This window comes from Gordonia sp. YY1 (genome assembly GCF_009872315.1).
Lineage (GTDB): Bacteria > Actinomycetota > Actinomycetes > Mycobacteriales > Mycobacteriaceae > Gordonia > Gordonia amicalis.
The window spans coordinates 94,034-112,939 of sequence record NZ_WXYI01000008.1 but is presented as its reverse complement, the minus strand read 5'-3'; the positions used below and the strand labels follow the sequence as shown (position 1 = coordinate 112,939).

Sequence of the window (18,906 nt, the reverse complement as noted above, 5' to 3'; positions counted from 1 at the left end):
GTCCTGAGGAGTGTCCATCGTGGGTCAGGTTTCCGCATCACAATCGATCGACATCACCGCCGCTCCGGACGCCGTCATCGGGGCGCTCGCCGATTACGACGACGTGCGTCCGGCGATCCTCCCGGCGCAGTACCGCGACTACAAGGTCATCAGCGGCGGTAACGGCGACGGCACCGTCGTGCACTGGATTCTCCAGGCCACCTCGAAGCGGCAGCGCGACGTGCAGGCGACCGTCAGCGTCACCCCGGACACCGTCACCGAGCGCGACGCCAACTCCACCATGGTGACGACCTACAAGGTCGCCCCGTCGGGCAGCGGTTCGCGCGTCACGACCACCACCACCTGGAACGGTGCCGGCGGCATCGGCGGCTTCTTCGAGAAGACCTTCGCGCCCAAGGGACTCAACCGCATTCAGGCCGAGGTGCTCGGCAACCTCAAGAAGCGCCTCGAGAACTGACAGCGCAGAGAACTGACAGGCGCAGAGAACTGACCCCGCGCAGGAGGGGCCGGGCCCGACCCTCGCCGCTTCCGATCAGGGACGGCGTCGACTCGACGCGGGTGGTCTTGCGGTCGGGGCCCGAATCCACCGTCGGCGAAGCGCTCCTCGCGTCCCCGAGTCTCGCGGGCCTCGGCGCCGCGGAACTGCGGGCGCGCGCCGCCGCGGGTGAGATCGTCGACGCCGGCGGCCAACCCGTCGACCTCGACGCGCCGTCGCGGGTGAACGTCTCGCTCTACCTGTACCGCGATCTCCCCGACGAGGTCCCGATCCCCTTCGACGTCCCGGTGCTCTACCGCGACGACAACATCGTCGTCGTGGACAAGCCGCACTTCCTGGCGACCATGCCGCGGGGTCGTCACGTGACGCAGACCGCTCTGGTGCGACTCCGGCGCGAGTTGGACAGCGACACGATCTCGCCGGCCCACCGTCTCGACCGCCTCACCGCCGGCATCCTGCTCTTCACCTTGCGACCAGAGGTCCGGGCTGCTTACCAGGACCTCTTCGCGTCGAGGCAGGCGCGCAAGGAGTATCGCGCGCTCGCGCCGGTCGACGAGGCGCTCTCCGGCACCGTCACCGTGCGCGACCGTATCGAGAAAACGGCCGGTGACCTGCGGGCGCGCGTCGTCGACGGTCCGGTCAACGCCATCAGCGACATCACCCTCGTCGAACAGACCGACCGGGGTGGCGTGTACCGGTTGGTGCCGCACACGGGACGTACCCATCAGCTGCGGCTGCACATGTCCTCGCTGGGCGTCCCCATCGTCGACGATCCGCTGTATCCCGATGTCCGCCCGGAGCTGGCGGAACGACCCGACCACGGGGACTTCACGTCCCCGCTGCGGCTGGTCGCGCACGTCCTGGAGTTCACCGATCCGCTCGACGGCACGCCGCGCCGGTTCGAGAGCCGACGCTCGGTGTGGTCGGACTGACCTCGATACCCCCGAAATCCGGCCCCGAAATCCGCGCCCGAAATCCGCCCTTCAGCAGGACGCCGGCGACATATCGTCCGTGCCGGACTTCCAGAGGGCGCATCTCGGGGGGCGCTTTCGGTGGATGGCTACGGGTGCACGTGAGCATCTACCCTGGCCACCGTGACGATTCGAGCGTCGTATGAGCGACACCCCGACCTGGGATGTGAAGCCGTCGTCTTCATCGACGACGAGTCGCTGGCCTGTTTCCAGATCCAGCGCGATCTCACCGGCGGACCGCGCGCCGACGAACACTGCGTCACGACCGGGGCGAGCGCGCCCGTCTACGGCGGCATCGTCGAGTGGCGGCGCGTGGACGACCGTTTCGAGTTCTCGCTGACCCGCCGGGCAAGCCGACTGTTCGGGGACGAGGTGCTGTCCTTCGAGATCAGCCCGGTCGACGAGGTGACCGTCGACGACATCGCCGCGCATGTCGATCGATTGTTGCGCTGACCCGGGGGCTACCCTGGACGGCGTGACGCAACCATTCGATCCCAGCGCATTGTTCGGCGGCGGCCAGGGCGGCGAGAACCCGATGGCGGGACTGCTGGCCCAGGCGCAGCAGATGCAGGAGAAGCTCCTGTCCGCACAGAACGAGATCGCCGCGGCGGAGATCGTCGGAAGCGCGGGCAACGGCCTGGTCACCGTGACCGGCAACGGCACCGGTGAGGTGACCGCGGTGTCCATCGACCCCAAGGTCGTCGACCCCGAAGACGTGGAGACCCTGCAGGATCTGTTGCTGGGCGCGCTCGCCGACCTGTCGCAGAAGCGTGAGCAGCTCACCACGGAGAAGATGGGTCCGCTGGCCGGAGGCCTCGGCGGCGGTATCCCCGGGCTCGGCGGCTGATCGCGCCCGCCGCGCGATCCTCCCCACGACACCAGAGAACCCGGGCACACGATGTATGAAGGACCGATCCAGGATCTGATCGACGAACTGGCCAAGCAGCCGGGTCTCGGTCCGAAAGGTGCGCAGCGGATCGCCTTCCACCTGCTCGCCGGGGAGAAGTCCGACATCGACCGACTGATCGCCGCACTCGGACGCGTCCGCGACGACGTCGTCTTCTGCGCCGAATGCGGCAACGTGTCGGCGAATCGCCTGTGCCGGATCTGCTCGGATTCCCGACGCGACGCCACCAAGATCTGTGTCGTCGAAGAACCCAAGGACGTCCACGCGATCGAGCGGACCAAGGAGTTCACCGGTCGCTACCACGTGCTCGGCGGTGCGCTCGACCCGTTGTCCGGGATCGGACCCGACCAGCTGCGCATTCGTGAGCTGCTGCGGCGGCTCGCCAATCAGGAGGACGGAGTCGACGTCAGCGAGGTGATCGTCGCGACCGACCCCAACACCGAGGGCGAGGCGACCGCCACCTACCTGCAGCGCATGCTCAAAGACTTCCCCGGGCTGTCGGTGACACGGCTGGCGTCGGGTCTGCCGATGGGCGGCGATCTCGAGTTCGCCGACGAACTGACGCTCGGCCGGGCGCTGTCCGGTCGCCGGATTCTGGCCTGAGGACCGCCGCCGGATTCTGGCCTGAGGACCGCACGCGGGGCGTGTTGCGTGACCCCGGCTAAGGTCGGGAGGTGATATCGCTGAAGCGGGGGCGTCAACGAATCCGGGTGATCGCGGCGGGGATGGCCGCGATCGCCGCCATCGGCCTGCTGGACACGGCACGGGCCGTGCCTTCCGCCGGGGCTGCGGTACCCGAGCTGGAATGGACCTCATGTCCCGCCGTTCACGGTGTTCCGTCGAGCGTCCGGTGTGCCGCGGTCGAGGTCCCGCTGGATCACGCCCAGCCGAACGGGCCCACGATCGAGCTCCTGGTGAGTCGCGTCCCAGCCCGCGATCCGGCGCAACGCCGCGGTGTCCTGATGGGGAATCCGGGAGGCCCCGGCGGCGACGGGATCGCGATGTTCAGCCAGTTGCATCCGCCGGCCGAGGTGCGCGACCAATGGGATCTCGTCGCCGTGCAACCGCGCGGCCTGGTGTCGGGCACGCCGCTGAAGTGCGCTCCGCTCACCGGCGCGGAATCCGAAATCCTCACCGCCGCAGGAAAACTCAATCGCGAGCGGTGTGCGCGGCGGACGCCCGGTCTGGGGGCGACCCTGACGACGGAGAACACCGCGCGTGACATCGAGGTGGTTCGCCGCCGGCTGGGCGAGACCAAGATCAGTCTGTACGGGGTCTCGTACGGGACATTGCTCTTCGCGACCTACGCCACGCTGTTCCCCCAGCGGGTGGACCGCATGGTCCTCGATTCCGGATTCGATCCGGGCGTCGTGTGGAACAGCCTGCTCGATGTACAGACCCCCGGCTACAAGGCCCGTGTCCACGCCATGATGGCGTGGATCGCCCGCCACGACCACGTCTACCATCTGGGAACCACTCCGCTCGCCGTGTACCGGAAGTGGAGCAATCGCGTCAGCGCCGAGGCGGGTGTCCCGCCGTCGCTGGTCGCGCCGCCGGCGCAGGTCGGGGACGTTCCGCCGGGGCTCCGCGCCATCGCCGAACAGTACATCGCCGGAACCGACCTGACCGCGGATGCGCGTGCACGGTTCGAGAACTTCGTCGCGACGCTGCTGACACCTGGTTCGGTGCAAGCGAATTCGGGACTTCTGGTCTTGACGCGGGCGTTCGCGCCCGATCGGAACTTCTGGCCGGTCATCGCGATGTTGACGGCCGGCGCCCCCGGGGAGTTCGCCAAGCCCTCGCCCGCGGTCCTCGAAGCGGCGACGGTCTCACAGGACATGCAGGCGGCCGTCCTGTGCAACGAGAACCAGGTGCCCGCGGATCCGTCGATGAGCCTTTCGGCGTTCATCACCGGCTACGTCACCGCCGACCCGTTCGAGGCGCCGGGACTCGTCTACCGTTCGGGGATGGCCTGTGCCGGAGCACCCCCGGTCGCCCGTCCGATCCGGATCAGGGATCGGGGACTCGCCGTACGGCCGTTGCAGATCCAGAGCGTCGGGGACCCGCAGACGCCGTACCGCGGAAGTCTGGTCATGCAACGCCGGATGGGCAGCCACCTGATCACCGTCGGCGGAGGCGACCACGCCCAGCTCGGCCGCGGGAATCGGCCACTCGACGCCGCGATCGCCGGATACCTGAGGACCGGACGGACGGCGGTGACCCGGGTTCCGGAGGCGCCGATCACGGCGTCGCTGACCCGGTTCCCGCCGAGCCTGACCGTGGGCGCGACGGCTTGGTGACGGTACCCGACCGCGTCGCGCCCGAGGTCGGCGCGCGTCTCGCCGAGCTCGCTGCGGGTCTCGACTCGGGGATCGTCGCGATAGACGGGCCGTCGGGCGCCGGGAAGTCGACGGTCGCGGATCTGCTGGTCGCCCGGTTGCGCGACCGCGGGGTCGGCGTGACGCTGGTGCGCACCGACGACTTCGCGACCTGGGACGACCCGGTCGCGTGGTGGCCCGAGCTGGAGGCCGATGTCCTGCATTCCTTCGTCCGACGCCGCGACTACCGCTACCGTCCTCGGGTCTGGCGCGACGGCCGTGCGACGCCGGGCCCGCAGGTGTGGATCGAATGGCAGCCACTACTGATCATCGAAGGCGTCTCGTCGGCGCGGCGTCGCATCGCCGACCGACTGACTCGTGCCCTGTGGCTCGACGGCGGAACCGAGGCGGAGCGCCTGGAGCGGGCCGTCGCGCGGGACGGCGAGGAGTCGCGGGCACACCTGCGGCAGTGGCAGGAGTTCGAACGAGGCTGGTTCGCCGTCGACCGCACCCGCGAACGGTGCGTCGTACTGGACTGACCGGCCGGTCGCGGCTCGCGGTTACTGTCGGATATGGACACTCGACGGCGGTTCCGCGATCTCGCGGAACTCGATGCGCACCTGATCGACTGTCGCGCATGCCCGCGGCTCGTCGAGTGGCGTGAACAGGTGGCCCGGGAGAAGCGTCGCGCGTTCTCCGACCAGGAGTACTGGGGACGTCCGGTGCCCGGCCTCGGACCGGCCGACGCGCGGTTGCTGATCGTCGGACTCGCACCTGCCGCACACGGCGGCAACCGCACCGGCCGGATGTTCACCGGCGACCAGAGCGGCGATTTCCTGTTCTCCGCAATGTATCTCGCCGGCCTGGTGAGTCAACCGCATTCGGCGGCGATGGATGACGGGCTGGAGCTGTTCGGTACGCGGATCACCGCACCCGTGCATTGCGCTCCGCCGCAGAACAAACCGACCGTAGAGGAACGGGACCGGTGTTCGTACTGGTTGCACGGCGAGCTCGAACTGCTCTCTCCGACAGTGCGTTCGGTGATCACGCTCGGCGTTTTCGGTTGGCAGTCGGCACTGCGCACATTCGGTGCGCTCGGCTGGACGGTGCCACGTCCGGCACCGAAGTTCGGGCACGGGGCGTCGACGATCCTGACCCGCGGCGACGCGACACTCGAGGTGTTCGGGTGCTACCACGTGAGCCAGCACAACACCTTCACCGGGCGGCTGACCGTCGACATGCTCGTCGAGGTGTTGCAGCGGGCGGCAAAGTCGGCGGGGATCGCTCTGGGGCAGTGAGCTTGTTCTCCTACCGTCGCCGCCCGGCGGCGAGGCGCTCCTTGCGCAGCCGGCTGACCTCGGGGAGGTCTAGCGGCGCAAGCGATTCGACGCCCATCGCGGTTGCGAGGAGGTAATCGGCGAGCTCCGGGTTGCGGGCCAGCGCCGGACCGTGCATGTAGGTGCCGATCACGCTGCCCTGCACGACGCCCTCGGTGCCGTCGCCGACGCCGTTGCCGACGCCGTGTTTGACCCGACCGAGAGGTGCGGCGTCTGAGCCCAGTGTGCTTCCGCCGCGGTGGTTCTCGAATCCGGTGAGCGGCTGGGTGAGCGCAGCCAGAGTCGGTTCGGTGATCAGCTCACCGATGCTGCGTTTCGCCTGCGGCGCCGTCGTCAGGTCGAACAGCGAGATGCCGTCGACGCGTTCGCCCGCCGAGGTCTCGTACCAGTGGCCGAGTACCTGGATGGCGGCACAGATCGCCAGGACCGGGCGGCCCGCCGCGGCGGCCTGCTGCAGGCCGGGATAGCGGGCCAGGTGCCGGGTCGCCAGGCGCTGGGCGTAATCCTCGGCGCCACCGAGGGTGTAGATGTCCAGCGAATCGGGAACCGGGTCGTCGAGCGTGATGTGCACGACTTCGGCGTCGATGCCGCGCATGATCGCGCGGCGCTTGAGGACGAGGGCGTTGCCGCTGTCGCCGTAGGTGCCCATGACGTCGGGCAGGACCAGCCCGATGCGCAGCGTCGACTCGCTCACTGTTCGGCCCTCCGTGCACGTTCCGCACGTTCCATGGCGATCCCCAGATCGCGGAACGCGGTGTAGTTGGCGAGCACTTCGACCCGCCCCGGTGGGCACGAGGCGATCGCGGCCATCGGATCGGGGATCGTGGTGTGCTCGGCGCCCGCGTAGAGCAGACGCACCGACAGGTCGGCGGCCCGCTCGCCGGCGGCCACCACCTGCATCGTCTCGAACGTCTCGAACCGCACGTCCCACAGCCAGGAGAGATCCTCGCCGTCGGGAACCTGGCCGTTCACCGCGATCACCAGGCCGTCGGCGTCCTGGTCGATCATCGACAAGGCCTCCTGCCAGCCCGCCGGGTTCTTCGCGAGAAGTGTTCGGACGGAATGGTTTCCGATCTGGTGGATGCCGTAGCGCCCGGCGACCTCGCCGACGGTTCCGACCGCGGCGGCGGCCTTGCCCGGGTCGGCTCCCATCGCGACGGCGGCCGCCACCGCCTGCGTCGCGTTGCCACGATTGGCCCGGCCGGGGACGGCGAGGGTCATGGGGGCGGAGAAACCGTCGGGCCCGTAGATGTTCTCGTCGTCGAACCACCAGTCGGGCGTGGGCCGACGGAAGTTCTCGTCGCCGGTCGACTGCCAGCCCTCACCGGACCGCACGATCGGTTCGCCGGTGCGGGGACAGCTCACCGAGTCGCCGACCCAGCCGGCGCCGGCGGCCACCCACACCACGTCGGGGGCGTCGAAGGCAGCGGAGGTCACCAGCACGTCGTCGCAGTTGGCGATGACCGTGGTCGAGGGATGGCGGGCGATGCCCTCGCGGAGCCGTCGTTCGATCATGTTGATCTCGCCGACCCGGTCGAGCTGGTCGCGCGACAGGTTCAGCAGGACCAGCACCTCGGGGTCCACCGCATCGCTGACGTGGGGCACGTGGAGTTCGTCGACCTCGAGTGCACACAGCGGCGCGGTGCGGCTGAGCGTGAGGGTGGCGATGATGCCGGCGTCCATGTTGGCGCCGTCGGCCTGAGTGGCGACCTCGCCGAGTTCGGCCATCGCCGCGGCGGTCATCCGCGTGGTCGTCGACTTGCCGTTGGTGCCGGTGATGATCGCGGTGTGCTTGCCGGCCGCGAGACGACGCATGATGTCGGGATCGATCTTGGCGGCGACGAGTCCGCCGATCATCGAACCCTTGCCGCGTCCCGCGGTACGCGATGCCCAGCGGGCGGCCGCAGCCGCGACCAGCGCGACCGAGGTGCGGGCGGGCACGCGGTTGCTCCGGGGAGATACGGATCCGGCGGACGATGGACGGTCGGGCATGGTCACGAGTGTTCCACAGGGTCGATCTTCGGGTTGCTCGTGCCGACCGGCGACCAGCAAGTAGGCTCTGCGACTGTGAGCCGCGACACTTATCTGCGTTTGTCCCTGCCCGCACGAATCCAGCGTGGCGTGCTGCTGGCCGCGGGGAGGATTCCCGGCGCCGCACTGTCGGCGCTCGGGCGGCGGGCGTCGGTCAACTCCGATGGCGAGCGGGTTGCGCCCGAGCTCGCCGCGATCGGCTGGGCGAATCAACACGTTCCCGGCTTGGATCCGTTCCAGGGTGAGGTCGCCCGGTCGCGTTCGGCGACCGACGAGAGTGGTGCGTCGATGGCCGAGAACCTGCCGCCCATGGCGGTGGAGGAAGACCTCGTCATCGACGGTCCCGCCGGTCCGATCCCGGCCACGCGGTACCGGTCGTCGACCGAGTCGGGCGGGCTGCTCGTCTACTTCCACGGCGGCGGATTCGTCACCGGCAGCCGCATCAGCCACGACACCTTCGTGCGCCGTCTCGCCCACGGCACGGGACTCGACGTCCTGTCGGTCGAGTACCGGCTCGCGCCGGAGCATCCGTTTCCCGGTGGGGTGGAGGACGCGGTGGCGGCCTGGCACTTCGCCGTCGACGTTGCTCCCCGGTGGGGGCTCGATCCGCGGCGCATCGTCGTCGCCGGTGACAGTGCGGGCGGGAACCTGGCCACCGTGGTGGCCCGGCTGGTCCGGGACGAACCGGTGACGCCGGTCTTCCAGCTGCTCATCTACCCCGTCACCGATCTCTCCGCGCAGACCCCGTCGCGACGTGAGTTCGCGACCGGGTTCTTCCTGACCACGGACGGTATCGAGTGGTTCAACGACCACTACGTCCCCGACCTCGAACAGCGCAGCGACCCGCGCTGTTCGCCACTGCTCGCCGACGACCTCGGCGGACTGCCGCCGGCACATGTCATCGTCGCCGGCTTCGACCCGTTGCGCGACGAGGGCCTCGCCTACGCGAAACGGCTCGAGGAAGCAGGGGTCCCCGTCACGCTGCGGCGGGAGGGTTCGATGATCCACGGGTTCGTCAACATGACCCTGATCAGCCCGGGCGCCCGCGCGGCGGTGGACCGGATGTGTGCGGAGGTCCGGCGAGCACTCGACGGGGCTCCGCCGGCGGATCAGCAGTCGATCGCCGGCTGACGTCCGGGCGCGATCGCCCCGACGCACGCGTGGTCGGCATCGCCTTCCGATGCAGTGCGCGTGACCGTGGCCACGGCTGGTGCTCGGTGACGCCTGCGCGACCGCGGGCGCGCCATCACGCCGACCGCGCAACCGCTGACGACGATCACCGCTCCGACGATCTCGCCGACCGTCGGAACCTCGCCGAGGAAGGCGAAGGATGCGCTGATGCCGACGACGGGCACGAGCAGCGACATCGGCGACACCCTGCTGGCGTCGTTGCGGCTCAGGAGCATGGTCCACAGGCCGGCGCCGACGAGGGTGCCGAAGACGGCCAGGTAGACGAGTCCGCCGAGCGCACGTAGCCCTGTCTCGGTGCCGATCGCCATCAGTGAGTCGAAGCCCGCGGCCGGGCCTTCGATGATCAGGCTCGCCAGGTACAGCGGCGGGGTCGCGACGACGGCCATCCACAGTGTCATGCGGAACGAGTCGTCGGGCTGGGCCAGGCGCCCGCCGATGTTGCCGATCGCCCAGCTGAGGCCACCCAGGATGGTGAGACCGATGGGGAGGAGGGCGGCCACACCGATATCGCTGCCGGTGGCGCGGTCGACGGCGATCAGGCCCATGCCGCCGACGGCGACCAGAAGGCCCACGACCTGGGCGAACGTCATCCGCTCACGCAGGAACAGCACCCCCAGGATCACCGTGAAGGGCGCCGATGTCTGCAGCACCAGCGAGGCGAGCCCGGCCGGCATACCCAGGGTCATCGCCAGGAACAGGAACATGAACTGCACGGTTCCGAAGCCCGCCACGTAGACCAGGAACCACTTGAGGCGGACCTTCGGGAACCGGACGAACAGGGCGACCGGGATCGCCATGACCGCGAAACGGAGCGCAGCCAGGAAGAACGGCGGAAAGTGCTCGAGACTGAGGTGGATCGCGACGAAATTTAGTCCCCACAAGAACACGACGCCGAGGGCGAGCAACCGGTCACGAGTGGACATGCACACCATCGTCCGAGGCGTGGTGATGAAGGACAATCGAATTTAAACGGATGGATTGTTCAGATCTACTGAACAATCCATCCGGGGGTCGAGCTCAGCCCGTCACTTCTGAGCGGCTGCGACCTTCGCCCGGACGTCGTCCATGTCGAGCGCCTCGACCGCGCCGATCAGTTCCTCGAGCTGTGCAGCGGGCAGCGCGCCCGGCTGGTTGAACACGAGGATGCCGTCGCGGAACGCCATCAGCGTCGGAATCGATTGAATGCCAAGGCTTCCGGCGAGCTGCTGCTGTGCCTCGGTGTCGATCTTGCCGAAGAAGATGTCGGAATGGGCTTCCGACGCCTTCTCGAAGACCGGGGCGAACATGCGGCACGGTCCACACCAGCTCGCCCAGAAGTCGAGCAGGACGATGCCGTCCTTGGAGATGGTGTCTTCGAAGGTTTCGATGGTTACGTCTTGTGATGCCATGGTCACAACAACCGTTTCGGTGGTGGAGACATTCCACAGGGTGGTTCGGTCGAGTATCGGTACCTTTGGCGCATGGAGGTCCGCCGGCTGCGGTTGCTGCGTGAGTTTGCCGATCGTGAGTCGATCGGTGCGGTCGCCGACGCGATGCACATGACGCCGTCGGCGGTCTCGCAGCAACTCAAGGTCCTCGCCGACGAGGCCGGCGTGCCGCTGTTCGAACCCGACGGGCGGCGCATCCGGCTGACCGAGGCGGGCCGCGCGCTGGTGCTGCGGGCCGACGAGGTGATCGCCGCCGTCGAGCGGGCCCAGGAAGAGATGGCGTCGTATCGGTCGGGCCGGGCTCGCGTGCGGCTGGCGATGTTCCCGTCGGGCTCGACGCTGCTGTTGCCGACCGTCCTCGATCGCGCCACCGAGTCCGGGATCGAGGTGCACGCCTTTCACCTCGACGTCGGATACCCGGGTGCAGCTCCGGCTCTTGCGGACTTCGACATCGTCGTGACCCACCGGGACGAACGGGCACCCGCCGTCAACCGGTCTCGGGTGCGGGTCGCCGAGCTGATGCGTGAACCGGTCGACGTCATCGTCCCCGTCGACAGTCCGCTCGCCGAGGATAGCGCCCCTTGGGGTGGTGGACTTCGGACCGGCGTGAGCCACGCGTTGTGATCAACGAGTCGTGGTGAATGTTAGGCGATTTGGCGTGTTTCGTCGACTGTTTCGGTGGCTTGATGTTTGGCGGCGATGACCTTGCGAAGTTCGGCCATGCTGATGTCGGAGAGGTAGCGGCGGGTGACTTGCCACTCGTCGTGGGCCTCGATCACGACCGCGGTCGCCAACCGCAGGAACGCGGCGGGGTTGGGGAAGATCTCGACGACATCGGCACGGCGTTTGATCTCCTTGTTGAGCCGTTCGATGGGGTTGTTGGACCAGATCTTCTGCCAGTGCGCGTGTGGGAACGCGGTGAACGCGAGCACGTCGGGTTTGGCATCGGCCATCATCGCCGCCACCTTCGGGAACGACGATTCCAGGGTGTCGGCGACCTGGTCCCACTGCGCGGCGACCTCGGCGGGCTCGGTGTGAGCGAAGATGGTCTTGACCGCCGCGGTCACCACGGGTGCCTGTTTTGCTGACACCGCACCGTGCAGGTTCCGCATGAAGTGAACCCGGCATCGCTGCCACGATGAGCCGGTGAACTGTTGGGCCACAGCGGCTTTCAATCCGGCGTGGGCATCGGAGATGACCAGATGCACCCCAGACAGACCCCGCGCTTTGAGGGAGGCGAGGAATTCACGCCAGAACTCGAAGGACTCCGAGTCGCCGACTGCGGTACCCAACACTTCACGGGTGCCGTCGATCGACACTCCCGTCGCCACGACCAACGCTTGCGACACCACGTGGGCACCGACGCGAACCTTGCAGAAAGTGGCATCGGCGAACACGTACGGGAACTCGGTGTGGGTCAGCGAGCGCTCGCGGAACGCGGCCACTTCCTGGTCGAGGCCGGCGCAGATGCGGGAGACTTCGGACTTGGAGATGCCCGAGGACACGCCGAGGGCGTTGACGAGGTCATCGACCGAGCGCGTGGACACGCCGTGGACGTAGGCCTCCATCACCACTGCGTGCAGTGCTTTGTCGATGCGTCTGCGTCGTTCGAGCAGGCTCGGGAAGAACGACCCGGATCGTAGCTTGGGGATCTTGACCTCGACATCACCCGAGGTCGTTGACACGGTCTTGGTGCGGTGGCCGTTACGGTGAGTCGAGCGTTCCGCGGAACGCTCATAGCGGCCGGCACCGATTTTCTCGCTGGCCTCGGCCTCGATCAGGGCTTGTAGGCCCGCTCGGATCAACTCGGCGAACACCGCGCCGGAATCAGCGGCCGTAAGTGCATCGAGCTGGGCGAGCAAGGCAGAATGATCGTGGGTCATCGCGTCGTGTGTCCTTCTGTTGAGTCACTGGGTAGGTAACTCACTGACCACTACGCGATGGCCCGCCTCAACAGGGGCACCGACACGCAACGTGACGGCCTCACCCCAGCCCCGAAACCCCACCACACCAGGGGACTCACCCTCGCCGAGGCCGACGAGGTGGCGGTGTCCGAGCTCGCCGAACACGATTGGATCAGCGTCGAGGGTTTCCCGGTCGACGATGTGCTGCAGTCGATCTCGGCGGTGACCGGTGTCGCGCCCCGGGTGACGCAACGCATGCTGGACTTCACCACCATCGAGGCGCTCGTCGCCGGAGGTCATGGGATCGCGTTGATGCCGCGGTTCGCGGTTCGTCACCCGGGCGTGAAGCGGCTGGAACTCAAGGGAGTTCGGGCGGCACGGGTGTACGAGGCCTTGGTGCGGCCGCGCGCCCGAACCGCGGTCGCGCAGGTCGTCGAACTTCTGATGGCCGCGGGCGCCGAACACGGTCAGTGATCGACAAAGGCCGGTGGCCCACGCTTCTCGCGTGAGCCACCGGCCTTCGTCCGTGCTCTCGGGGTCAGACGCCCAGGCTCTTGCCGACGATGTCCTTCATGATCTCGGTGGTGCCACCGAAGATCGTCTGGATGCGGGCATCGGTGTAGGCGCGGGCCACGCGGTACTCGTTCATGTAGCCGTAGCCGCCGTGCAGCTGGAGGCAGCTGTCGATGACGCGCTTGGCGAGCTCGGTGCACCACCACTTGTTCTTGGAGGCGTCGACGGCGTTCAGCTCACCGTCGAGCACGCCCTGCAGGCAGCGGTCGATGTAGACCTCGGCGATGTCCAGCTCGGTGGCCATCTCGGCGAGCGTGAAGCGGTTCGCCTGGAAGGTGCCGATGGGACGGCCGAATGCCTTGCGGTCCTTGGTGTACTGCAGGGTCTCGTCGAAGATGGCGCGGGCGCCGGCGATCGCACCGATGCCGATCGACAGACGCTCGGAGGGCAGGTTCTGCATGAGGTGGTAGAAGCCCATGCCTTCCTGGCCGAGTAGGTTCTCGACCGGGACGCGCACGTTGTTGAAGTGCAGCTCGGCGGTGTCCTGCGCCTTGAGGCCCATCTTGTCGAGCTTGCGACCGCGCTCGAAGCCTTCCATGCCGCGCTCGACGACGAGGAGCGAGAACGCCTTGTGGCCGGCCTCGGGGTCCGGGTTGGTGCGGCACACCACGACCACGAGGTCGGAGTTGATGCCCGACGAGATGAAGGTCTTGTTGCCGTTGAGGACGTAGTGGTCGCCGTCCAGCTTCGCCGAGGTCTTGATGCCGGCGAGGTCGGAACCGGCGCCCGGCTCGGTCATCGCGACGGCGAGAATCGTCTCACCGGTGGCGATACCCGGCATCCAGCGCTTCTTCTGCTCGTCGTTGGCCAGGTGGACGAAGTACGGTGCGACGACGTCGTTCTGGAGGCTGAGGCCGGGAGCTGCGCCGTCGAACTTGGCGAACTCCTCGACGACGACCGCATTGAAGCGGAAGTCGTCCATCGCGCCACCGCCGCCGTACTCCTCCGGGATGTTGAAGCCCAGGAGGCCTGCGTCGCCGGCCTTCTTGAAGATCTCACGGTCGACCTGACCGGCCTTGGTCCATTCGTCGTTGTAGGGGAGGCACTCGCGGATCAGGAACTGACGCGCGGTTTCCCGCAGGGCCTCGTGTTCGGCTTCGAAGATGGTGCGTTTCATGGCTTTTCTCCCTTTCGTGAGTCTGCGATGGATGTGTCAGTCGTCGTTCGTGCCCTGCGCGCCGACGACCCGCAGCGCGATCAGGGCGTAGGACGCCGCGACCTCGGCGGGTGTCCGCGCACCGGACGGGCGGTACCAGGTGGTCACCGCCTGGCAGGCGCCGAACAGGTAGCGCAGGACGTCCTTGACGTCCTGGTCGAACCGGAACTCGCCCGATTCCAGGCCCGCCTGGATGACGTCGGCGAGCATGGTCTCGGTCTCGGTCCGCATCGCGATGTAGGGCTCGCGGCGCGGGTCCTCCGGGTCGAGATGACGGAACTCGCTTGCGACACTGGCCAGCTCGAGGTCGCTGGTCATGTGCAGGACGATGGACTCGATCGCGTTCGACAGCTTCTCGCTCGGCGTACGTCCCTCCTCGATGGCTGCTCCGACCCAGGCGAGGACCGAGGTCATCGCCGCTTCGAGCAACTCCACGAGGATGCCGAGTTTGTTGTCGTGGTGGTAGTAGAGCGTCGGCAGGGAGACCCCGGCCCGCGAGGCGATGTCGCGGATCGAGGTCCCGTGAAACCCGCGCTCGTAGAACGCGTGCTTCGCCGCGACGAGGGTCGACGGCAGCGGCACGGGTTCGCGCCGCCGCCAGTCGTGTCCCTCGGTGTCGATCGTGAACCGTTTGGCAGCAGCGGTTTTGGCTGCCTCAGACACGTTCGATGATGGTGGCGTTGGCCATGCCGGCGCCTTCGCACATGGTCTGCAGGCCGTAGCGGCCGCCGGTTGCCTCCAGGTGGTTGACCAGGGTGCCCAGCAGGCGGGTGCCCGACGAACCGAGTGCGTGACCCAGGGCGATGGCACCGCCGCGCGGGTTCAGCTTGGCGGGATCGGCGCCGAACTCCTGGGCCCAGGCCATCGGGACCGACGCGAACGCCTCGTTGACCTCGTAGGCGTCGATGTCCTCGATGGACAGCCCCGAACGCTGGAGGATCTTGTGGGTGGCCGGGATGGGTGCGGTCAGCATGAAGATCGGGTCGTCGCCGGCGACCGAGAACGAGTGGAAACGGGCGCGCGGGGTCAGGCCCAGCTTCGACGCCATCGTGTCGCTCATGATGAGGGCACCGGATGCGCCGTCGGTGAGCGGCGAGGAGTTGCCCGGGGTGATGTGCCAGTTGATCTCCGGGAACCGCTTGGCCAGATCCTCGTTGTAGAACGACGACTTGAGCCCGGTCAGTCCCTCGGCGGTGGTGGAGGCGCGCACGGTCTCGTCGACCTTGTGCGTGAACGTCTCACCCGCGGCGTTGACCACGTCGATGGGCAGGATCTCGCGATCGAAGAAGCCATCGGCAGCGGCGGCAGCGGCGCGCTGGTGGGACTGCGCGGCGAAGGTGTCGAGTGCCTCGCGGTCGAACTTCCACTTCGCGGCCACCAGTTCGGCCGAAATACCCTGGTTGACAAGGCCTTCCGGGTAACGGGCCTCGATGCTCGGACCGTACGGGCTGCGGCCGGCGGTGGAGAAGCCCATGGGCACGCGGCTCATCGACTCGACGCCGGCGGCGATGACGACGTCGTAGGCGCCGGCGATGATGCCCTGTGCGGCGAAGTGGGCGGCCTGCTGGCTCGATCCGCACTGGCGGTCGACGGTGGTCGCCGGGACGGACTCCGGGAAACCGGCCGACAGCAGTGCGGTACGCGAGATGTTGAGCGCCTGCTCGCCCGCCTGGCCGACGCAGCCGCCGATCACGTCGTCGACGATGGCCGGGTCGATGTCGTTGCGCTCGACGAGCGAGCGCAGCACGTGGGCGAGCAGTTCGACCGGCTTGGTCTCCGACAGGGCGCCACCGGGCTTGCCCTTTCCGGATGCGAGGCGGACTACGTCGACGATGACGGCTTCGGGCATGAAGGTTTCCTCTCGAGCATGTGGTGTCGCGGACGTGACCGAGCACCGCATGGCGCCGGTTACTTTATCTAACGATCGTTATACCGGTCTAGCACGTGCCTGTCCGCTGAATCAACAAGGCGCCGGGGATTCGAGAGGTTCAGGCGCCCTCGCCCGAGTGGATTCGGGCGAGGGCGTTGTCGCGTCAGGGTGTCAGATGGCGCCCTTGTCCGCGTCACCAGCGGGAACGGCGCTGAACGTCTTCACGTCGAGCGGGCCGGCCAGCAGCGGGCCGATCTTCTTGCCGAGTTCGGTCAGCGCCGGTGCGCTGCCGTGCGTCGACAGTGCCTCGAACGACTCCCAGCGTTCGATCATCACGAGATCGGTCGAGTCGCCCGTCGCCTCGTGCAGTGCGTACTTCCCGCAGCCGGGTTCGCCGTGCACCTGGGGGATGGCGGCCAGAACAGCATCGCGGACGGCCTGCTCCTCGCCGGCCTTGGGCGAGATGGTGGCGACGACGATCACTTCGGACATGGGTGAGTCTCCTATGGATGGGGGTGGGGATGGGGGTAGGTCGTGACGTTAGGGGAGTGTCGCAGGTTCGCGTGGCGGTTTCGCCGAGCTCGCATTCGATGCCCCATGTCGCGTCGCCGGACCGCACGACGGCACTCCCGGGACCTGCCGAGGTGAGCCGAACGGGCCGCCGTCGGGAAATGAGACCGAGAACACAGTCGAGGGTTCGATGTGACTACGCGTGATGTCGGATTTGGACGGCGGCGAGAGTCTGGGGTCGGAGTGAACCCGCAGGCCAGGTGCTGCGGCCGCTGAAAAACCGTGCGGCCAAGGCGGTTCGAACGTGTGCGCGGTCCTATCTACTCGACGGTCAGTTTCGGGGCCCGAATCTTGTGGCACGTGACTTATCAGGCTTGCCCGGCAGGATCCCGGCTCCCTATGCTTCGTGCGTTCGGTCACATTTCGTGGCCGGGGGGAGTGTCGGAGCGCAGTTGACGGGGGTGTCGTGAGCACTGCGAGCATCGGGGTCGCGCGTTCGGGTCCCGTCACCTATGTGCTCGGATCGGTCCGCACGTTCGGCCGACTGATCCGGATGACGACGCGGTCGTCGGCGATTGCCGTTGCCGAGATCGATGACCGGCCGATTCCCCCTGCGCGAGAGTCTCGTTCAGGGCTGGTTCTTCGTGTCGGTCTCACTCTGGCCGGCGATCCTCATCTCCATCCCGATGGGGGTCGTGATCGCGGTCCAGATCGGCAGCGTCGCGTCCAACGTCGGCGCCAATTCGATGGCCGGCGCCGTCGGCGGTATGGGGGTCATGCAGCAGATCGCGCCGCTGGCCACGGCACTGCTCGTCGGCGGAGCCGGCGGTTCCGCCATCGCCTCGGACCTGGGCGCCAGGACGATTCGCGACGAGATCGACGCCCTGCGCACCATGGGCATCGACCCTCACCAGCGTCTCGTCGCACCACGCCTCGTGGCGATGTCGGTGGTGGCGCCGGCGCTCTCGGTGCTCGTGATCTTGATGAGCATTCTCTCCAGCTTTGCCGTTGCCGCCCTGGGTCAGGGCGTCGCACCCGGCTCGTACCGGTTGTCGTTCGGCAGCTTCGCGTCGATCACTGACCTGCTGATCTGCCTCGGCAAGGCGGTGGTCTTCGGTTTCGTCGTGGCGGCCATCGCCTGCCACCGCGGGCTGGAGGCGAAGGGCGGGCCCAAGGGTGTCGCCGACAGCGTGAATGCCGCAGTCGTGCTGGGCATCCTGGCCTGCGTCGTCATCAACCTCGCGCTGACCCAGCTGACCATGATGTTCGTTCCCATTCGATTCCTCTGACGGGTACAAGTGATGCCGCGAAGAAGTGTTGGGTCGAGGTGACTGATAGTCGCTGAGCACCGAGATCAACGAACCCGCCGTGTACCGGCGTCGCGGGTTCGGCTGGACGCGCTCGATCGAGCGCGCGTGGGAACCGGTCGACGCTCTGGGACGCCAGTTCCATTTCGTGTGGATGGCGCTGCGCGGTGTCGGGCATGCGCTGGCCAAACACCGTCGTCAGACCACCGAGATCTTCACCGGCCTCGCCTGGGGCAACGGACGCGCGGTCATCGTCGGTGGCGGTGTGGCACCGGTTCTCGCGCTCATGGGTGTCGTCTCCGGCGCGATGATCGGCAATCATCGGCTTCGAGGTTCTCGACATGCTCGGTGTCGGTCCGCTCGCCGGGGCCATGTCGGCGCTGGCCAACCCCCGTGAGCTCGCGCCGTTGATCGCCGCGGTCGGATTCGCCGCACAGGCCGGGTGCCGGATCACCGCAGAGGTCGGCGCGATGCGGATCTCCGAGGAGATCGATGCCCTCGAGGCGCAGGCGATCGATCCGGTGCCGTATGTGGTGTCGACGCGCGTGATCGCCTCGGTGCTGACCGTGATCCCCGCGTACCTGATCGCGCTCGCGCTCGGCTTCGCGACCACCAAACTCACGGTCACCGCGGTGCAAGGTCAGGCGACCGGCGCCTATCAGCACTACTTCGACATGTTCGTGCAGCCTGTCGACCTCGTGTACTCGCTGATCAAGGTTGCGGTGTTCGTCGTGGTGGTCACCCTCGTGCACGCGTACCAGGGCTTCTACGCGTCGGGCGGGCCCGAGGGCGTCGGCGTGGCATCGGGCCGGGCGATCCGCGCCAGCCTCGTCGCGATCACCGTCTGCGACATGGTCCTCACCCTGCTGATGTGGGGTCTCGAATCGTCAATCGATTTCGCGGGGTGA

General features: G+C 67.8%; 18 protein-coding genes and 4 pseudogenes. 13 read left to right on the top strand and 9 right to left on the bottom strand.

The annotated features are described in order from the left end of the window. Positions 1-19 precede the first annotated feature (19 nt). The 8 genes from BPODLACK_RS12820 (at position 20) to BPODLACK_RS12785 (ending at position 5,990) form a co-directional block, all read left to right on the top strand. Positions 20-457, top strand: coding sequence for an SRPBCC family protein (locus BPODLACK_RS12820; RefSeq protein ID WP_006435163.1), 438 nt, complete (start codon positions 20-22; stop codon positions 455-457). Between the two features lie 74 nt (positions 458-531). Beyond that, complete coding sequence (locus BPODLACK_RS12815; RefSeq protein WP_191834966.1) at positions 532-1,428, top strand: pseudouridine synthase; 897 nt, start codon at positions 532-534, stop codon at positions 1,426-1,428. A 162-nt stretch (positions 1,429-1,590) separates the two neighbouring features. Continuing rightward, entirely contained in the window at positions 1,591-1,920 is a 330-nt protein-coding gene (locus BPODLACK_RS12810) for a hypothetical protein (RefSeq protein ID WP_006435161.1), read from the top strand. Beyond that, a complete protein-coding gene (locus BPODLACK_RS12805; RefSeq protein WP_174324705.1) occupies positions 1,898-2,314 on the top strand; it encodes a YbaB/EbfC family nucleoid-associated protein in 417 nt (138 codons plus the stop codon). The genes BPODLACK_RS12810 and BPODLACK_RS12805 overlap by 23 nt, the downstream gene beginning before the upstream one ends. 51 nt (positions 2,315-2,365) lie before the next feature. Next, the gene (gene recR, locus BPODLACK_RS12800) at positions 2,366-2,977 is read left to right on the top strand and encodes a recombination mediator RecR (protein ID WP_006435159.1); all 612 of its coding nucleotides are present in this window, start codon (positions 2,366-2,368) and stop codon (positions 2,975-2,977) included. 122 nt (positions 2,978-3,099) lie between these two features. Beyond that, positions 3,100-4,674 carry an alpha/beta fold hydrolase gene (locus tag BPODLACK_RS12795; protein WP_236577671.1) on the top strand — a complete coding sequence of 525 codons (1,575 nt, stop codon included), beginning with the start codon at positions 3,100-3,102 and terminating at the stop codon, positions 4,672-4,674. Further along, on the top strand, positions 4,671-5,231 hold the full coding sequence (locus BPODLACK_RS12790; protein ID WP_096272846.1) for a uridine kinase family protein: 561 nt from the start codon (positions 4,671-4,673) through the stop codon (positions 5,229-5,231). Before BPODLACK_RS12795 ends, BPODLACK_RS12790 begins: the two co-directional genes overlap by 4 nt. Positions 5,232-5,264: 33 nt before the next feature. Then, positions 5,265-5,990: a uracil-DNA glycosylase gene (locus BPODLACK_RS12785; protein ID WP_006435156.1), complete on the top strand. Its 726-nt coding sequence runs from the start codon at positions 5,265-5,267 to the stop codon at positions 5,988-5,990. A gap of 10 nt (positions 5,991-6,000) precedes the next feature. Here the strand turns inward: BPODLACK_RS12785 and BPODLACK_RS12780 are convergent, their stop codons facing one another. Continuing rightward, complete coding sequence (locus BPODLACK_RS12780; RefSeq protein WP_159405428.1) at positions 6,001-6,723, bottom strand: type 1 glutamine amidotransferase; 723 nt, start codon at positions 6,721-6,723, stop codon at positions 6,001-6,003. Further along, positions 6,720-8,021, bottom strand: a complete 1,302-nt coding sequence (locus BPODLACK_RS12775) for a MurT ligase domain-containing protein (protein WP_159405427.1) — start codon at positions 8,019-8,021, stop codon at positions 6,720-6,722. The genes BPODLACK_RS12780 and BPODLACK_RS12775 overlap by 4 nt, the downstream gene beginning before the upstream one ends. Before the next feature lie 75 nt (positions 8,022-8,096). On the opposite strand from BPODLACK_RS12775, the gene BPODLACK_RS12770 reads away from it, so the two are divergent. After that, positions 8,097-9,191: an alpha/beta hydrolase gene (locus BPODLACK_RS12770; RefSeq protein ID WP_159405426.1), complete on the top strand. Its 1,095-nt coding sequence runs from the start codon at positions 8,097-8,099 to the stop codon at positions 9,189-9,191. Here BPODLACK_RS12770 and BPODLACK_RS12765 read toward each other — a convergent pair. Beyond that, entirely contained in the window at positions 9,170-10,174 is a 1,005-nt protein-coding gene (locus BPODLACK_RS12765) for an EamA family transporter (protein WP_236577665.1), read from the bottom strand. The two genes, BPODLACK_RS12770 and BPODLACK_RS12765, sit on opposite strands and share 22 nt — an antisense overlap. Positions 10,175-10,276: 102 nt before the next feature. Continuing rightward, positions 10,277-10,639: a thioredoxin gene (gene trxA / locus BPODLACK_RS12760; RefSeq protein ID WP_159405425.1), complete on the bottom strand. Its 363-nt coding sequence runs from the start codon at positions 10,637-10,639 to the stop codon at positions 10,277-10,279. 72 nt (positions 10,640-10,711) lie between these two features. On the opposite strand from trxA, the pseudogene BPODLACK_RS12755 reads away from it, so the two are divergent. After that, positions 10,712-11,245, top strand: a pseudogene (locus BPODLACK_RS12755) (LysR family transcriptional regulator); the annotation flags it as partial. A gap of 77 nt (positions 11,246-11,322) precedes the next feature. Here the strand turns inward: BPODLACK_RS12755 and BPODLACK_RS12750 are convergent. After that, positions 11,323-12,561 carry an IS256 family transposase gene (locus BPODLACK_RS12750; protein ID WP_159405424.1) on the bottom strand — a complete coding sequence of 413 codons (1,239 nt, stop codon included), beginning with the start codon at positions 12,559-12,561 and terminating at the stop codon, positions 11,323-11,325. Between the two features lie 141 nt (positions 12,562-12,702). Between BPODLACK_RS12750 and BPODLACK_RS12745 the strand changes: the two are divergent. After that, positions 12,703-13,056 (top strand): annotated as a pseudogene (locus BPODLACK_RS12745) (LysR substrate-binding domain-containing protein); the annotation flags it as partial. 64 nt (positions 13,057-13,120) lie between these two features. Here the strand turns inward: BPODLACK_RS12745 and BPODLACK_RS12740 are convergent. From BPODLACK_RS12740 to BPODLACK_RS12725, 4 genes are all read right to left on the bottom strand, one after another. Then, a complete protein-coding gene (locus BPODLACK_RS12740; RefSeq protein WP_024499595.1) occupies positions 13,121-14,272 on the bottom strand; it encodes an acyl-CoA dehydrogenase family protein in 1,152 nt (383 codons plus the stop codon). 36 nt (positions 14,273-14,308) lie between these two features. Further along, a complete protein-coding gene (locus BPODLACK_RS12735) occupies positions 14,309-14,974 on the bottom strand; it encodes a TetR/AcrR family transcriptional regulator (RefSeq protein WP_006435148.1) in 666 nt (221 codons plus the stop codon). Beyond that, positions 14,967-16,160, bottom strand: coding sequence for a thiolase family protein (locus BPODLACK_RS12730; protein ID WP_159405423.1), 1,194 nt, complete (start codon positions 16,158-16,160; stop codon positions 14,967-14,969). Before BPODLACK_RS12730 ends, BPODLACK_RS12735 begins: the two co-directional genes overlap by 8 nt. Before the next feature lie 192 nt (positions 16,161-16,352). Further along, on the bottom strand, positions 16,353-16,673 hold the full coding sequence (locus BPODLACK_RS12725) for a putative quinol monooxygenase (RefSeq protein ID WP_006435146.1): 321 nt from the start codon (positions 16,671-16,673) through the stop codon (positions 16,353-16,355). A gap of 484 nt (positions 16,674-17,157) precedes the next feature. On the opposite strand from BPODLACK_RS12725, the pseudogene BPODLACK_RS12720 reads away from it, so the two are divergent. Together BPODLACK_RS12720 and BPODLACK_RS23910 are read left to right on the top strand one after the other, a co-directional pair. Continuing rightward, positions 17,158-17,980 (top strand): annotated as a pseudogene (locus BPODLACK_RS12720) (MlaE family ABC transporter permease). A gap of 52 nt (positions 17,981-18,032) precedes the next feature. Beyond that, a pseudogene (locus tag BPODLACK_RS23910) lies at positions 18,033-18,906 on the top strand (ABC transporter permease).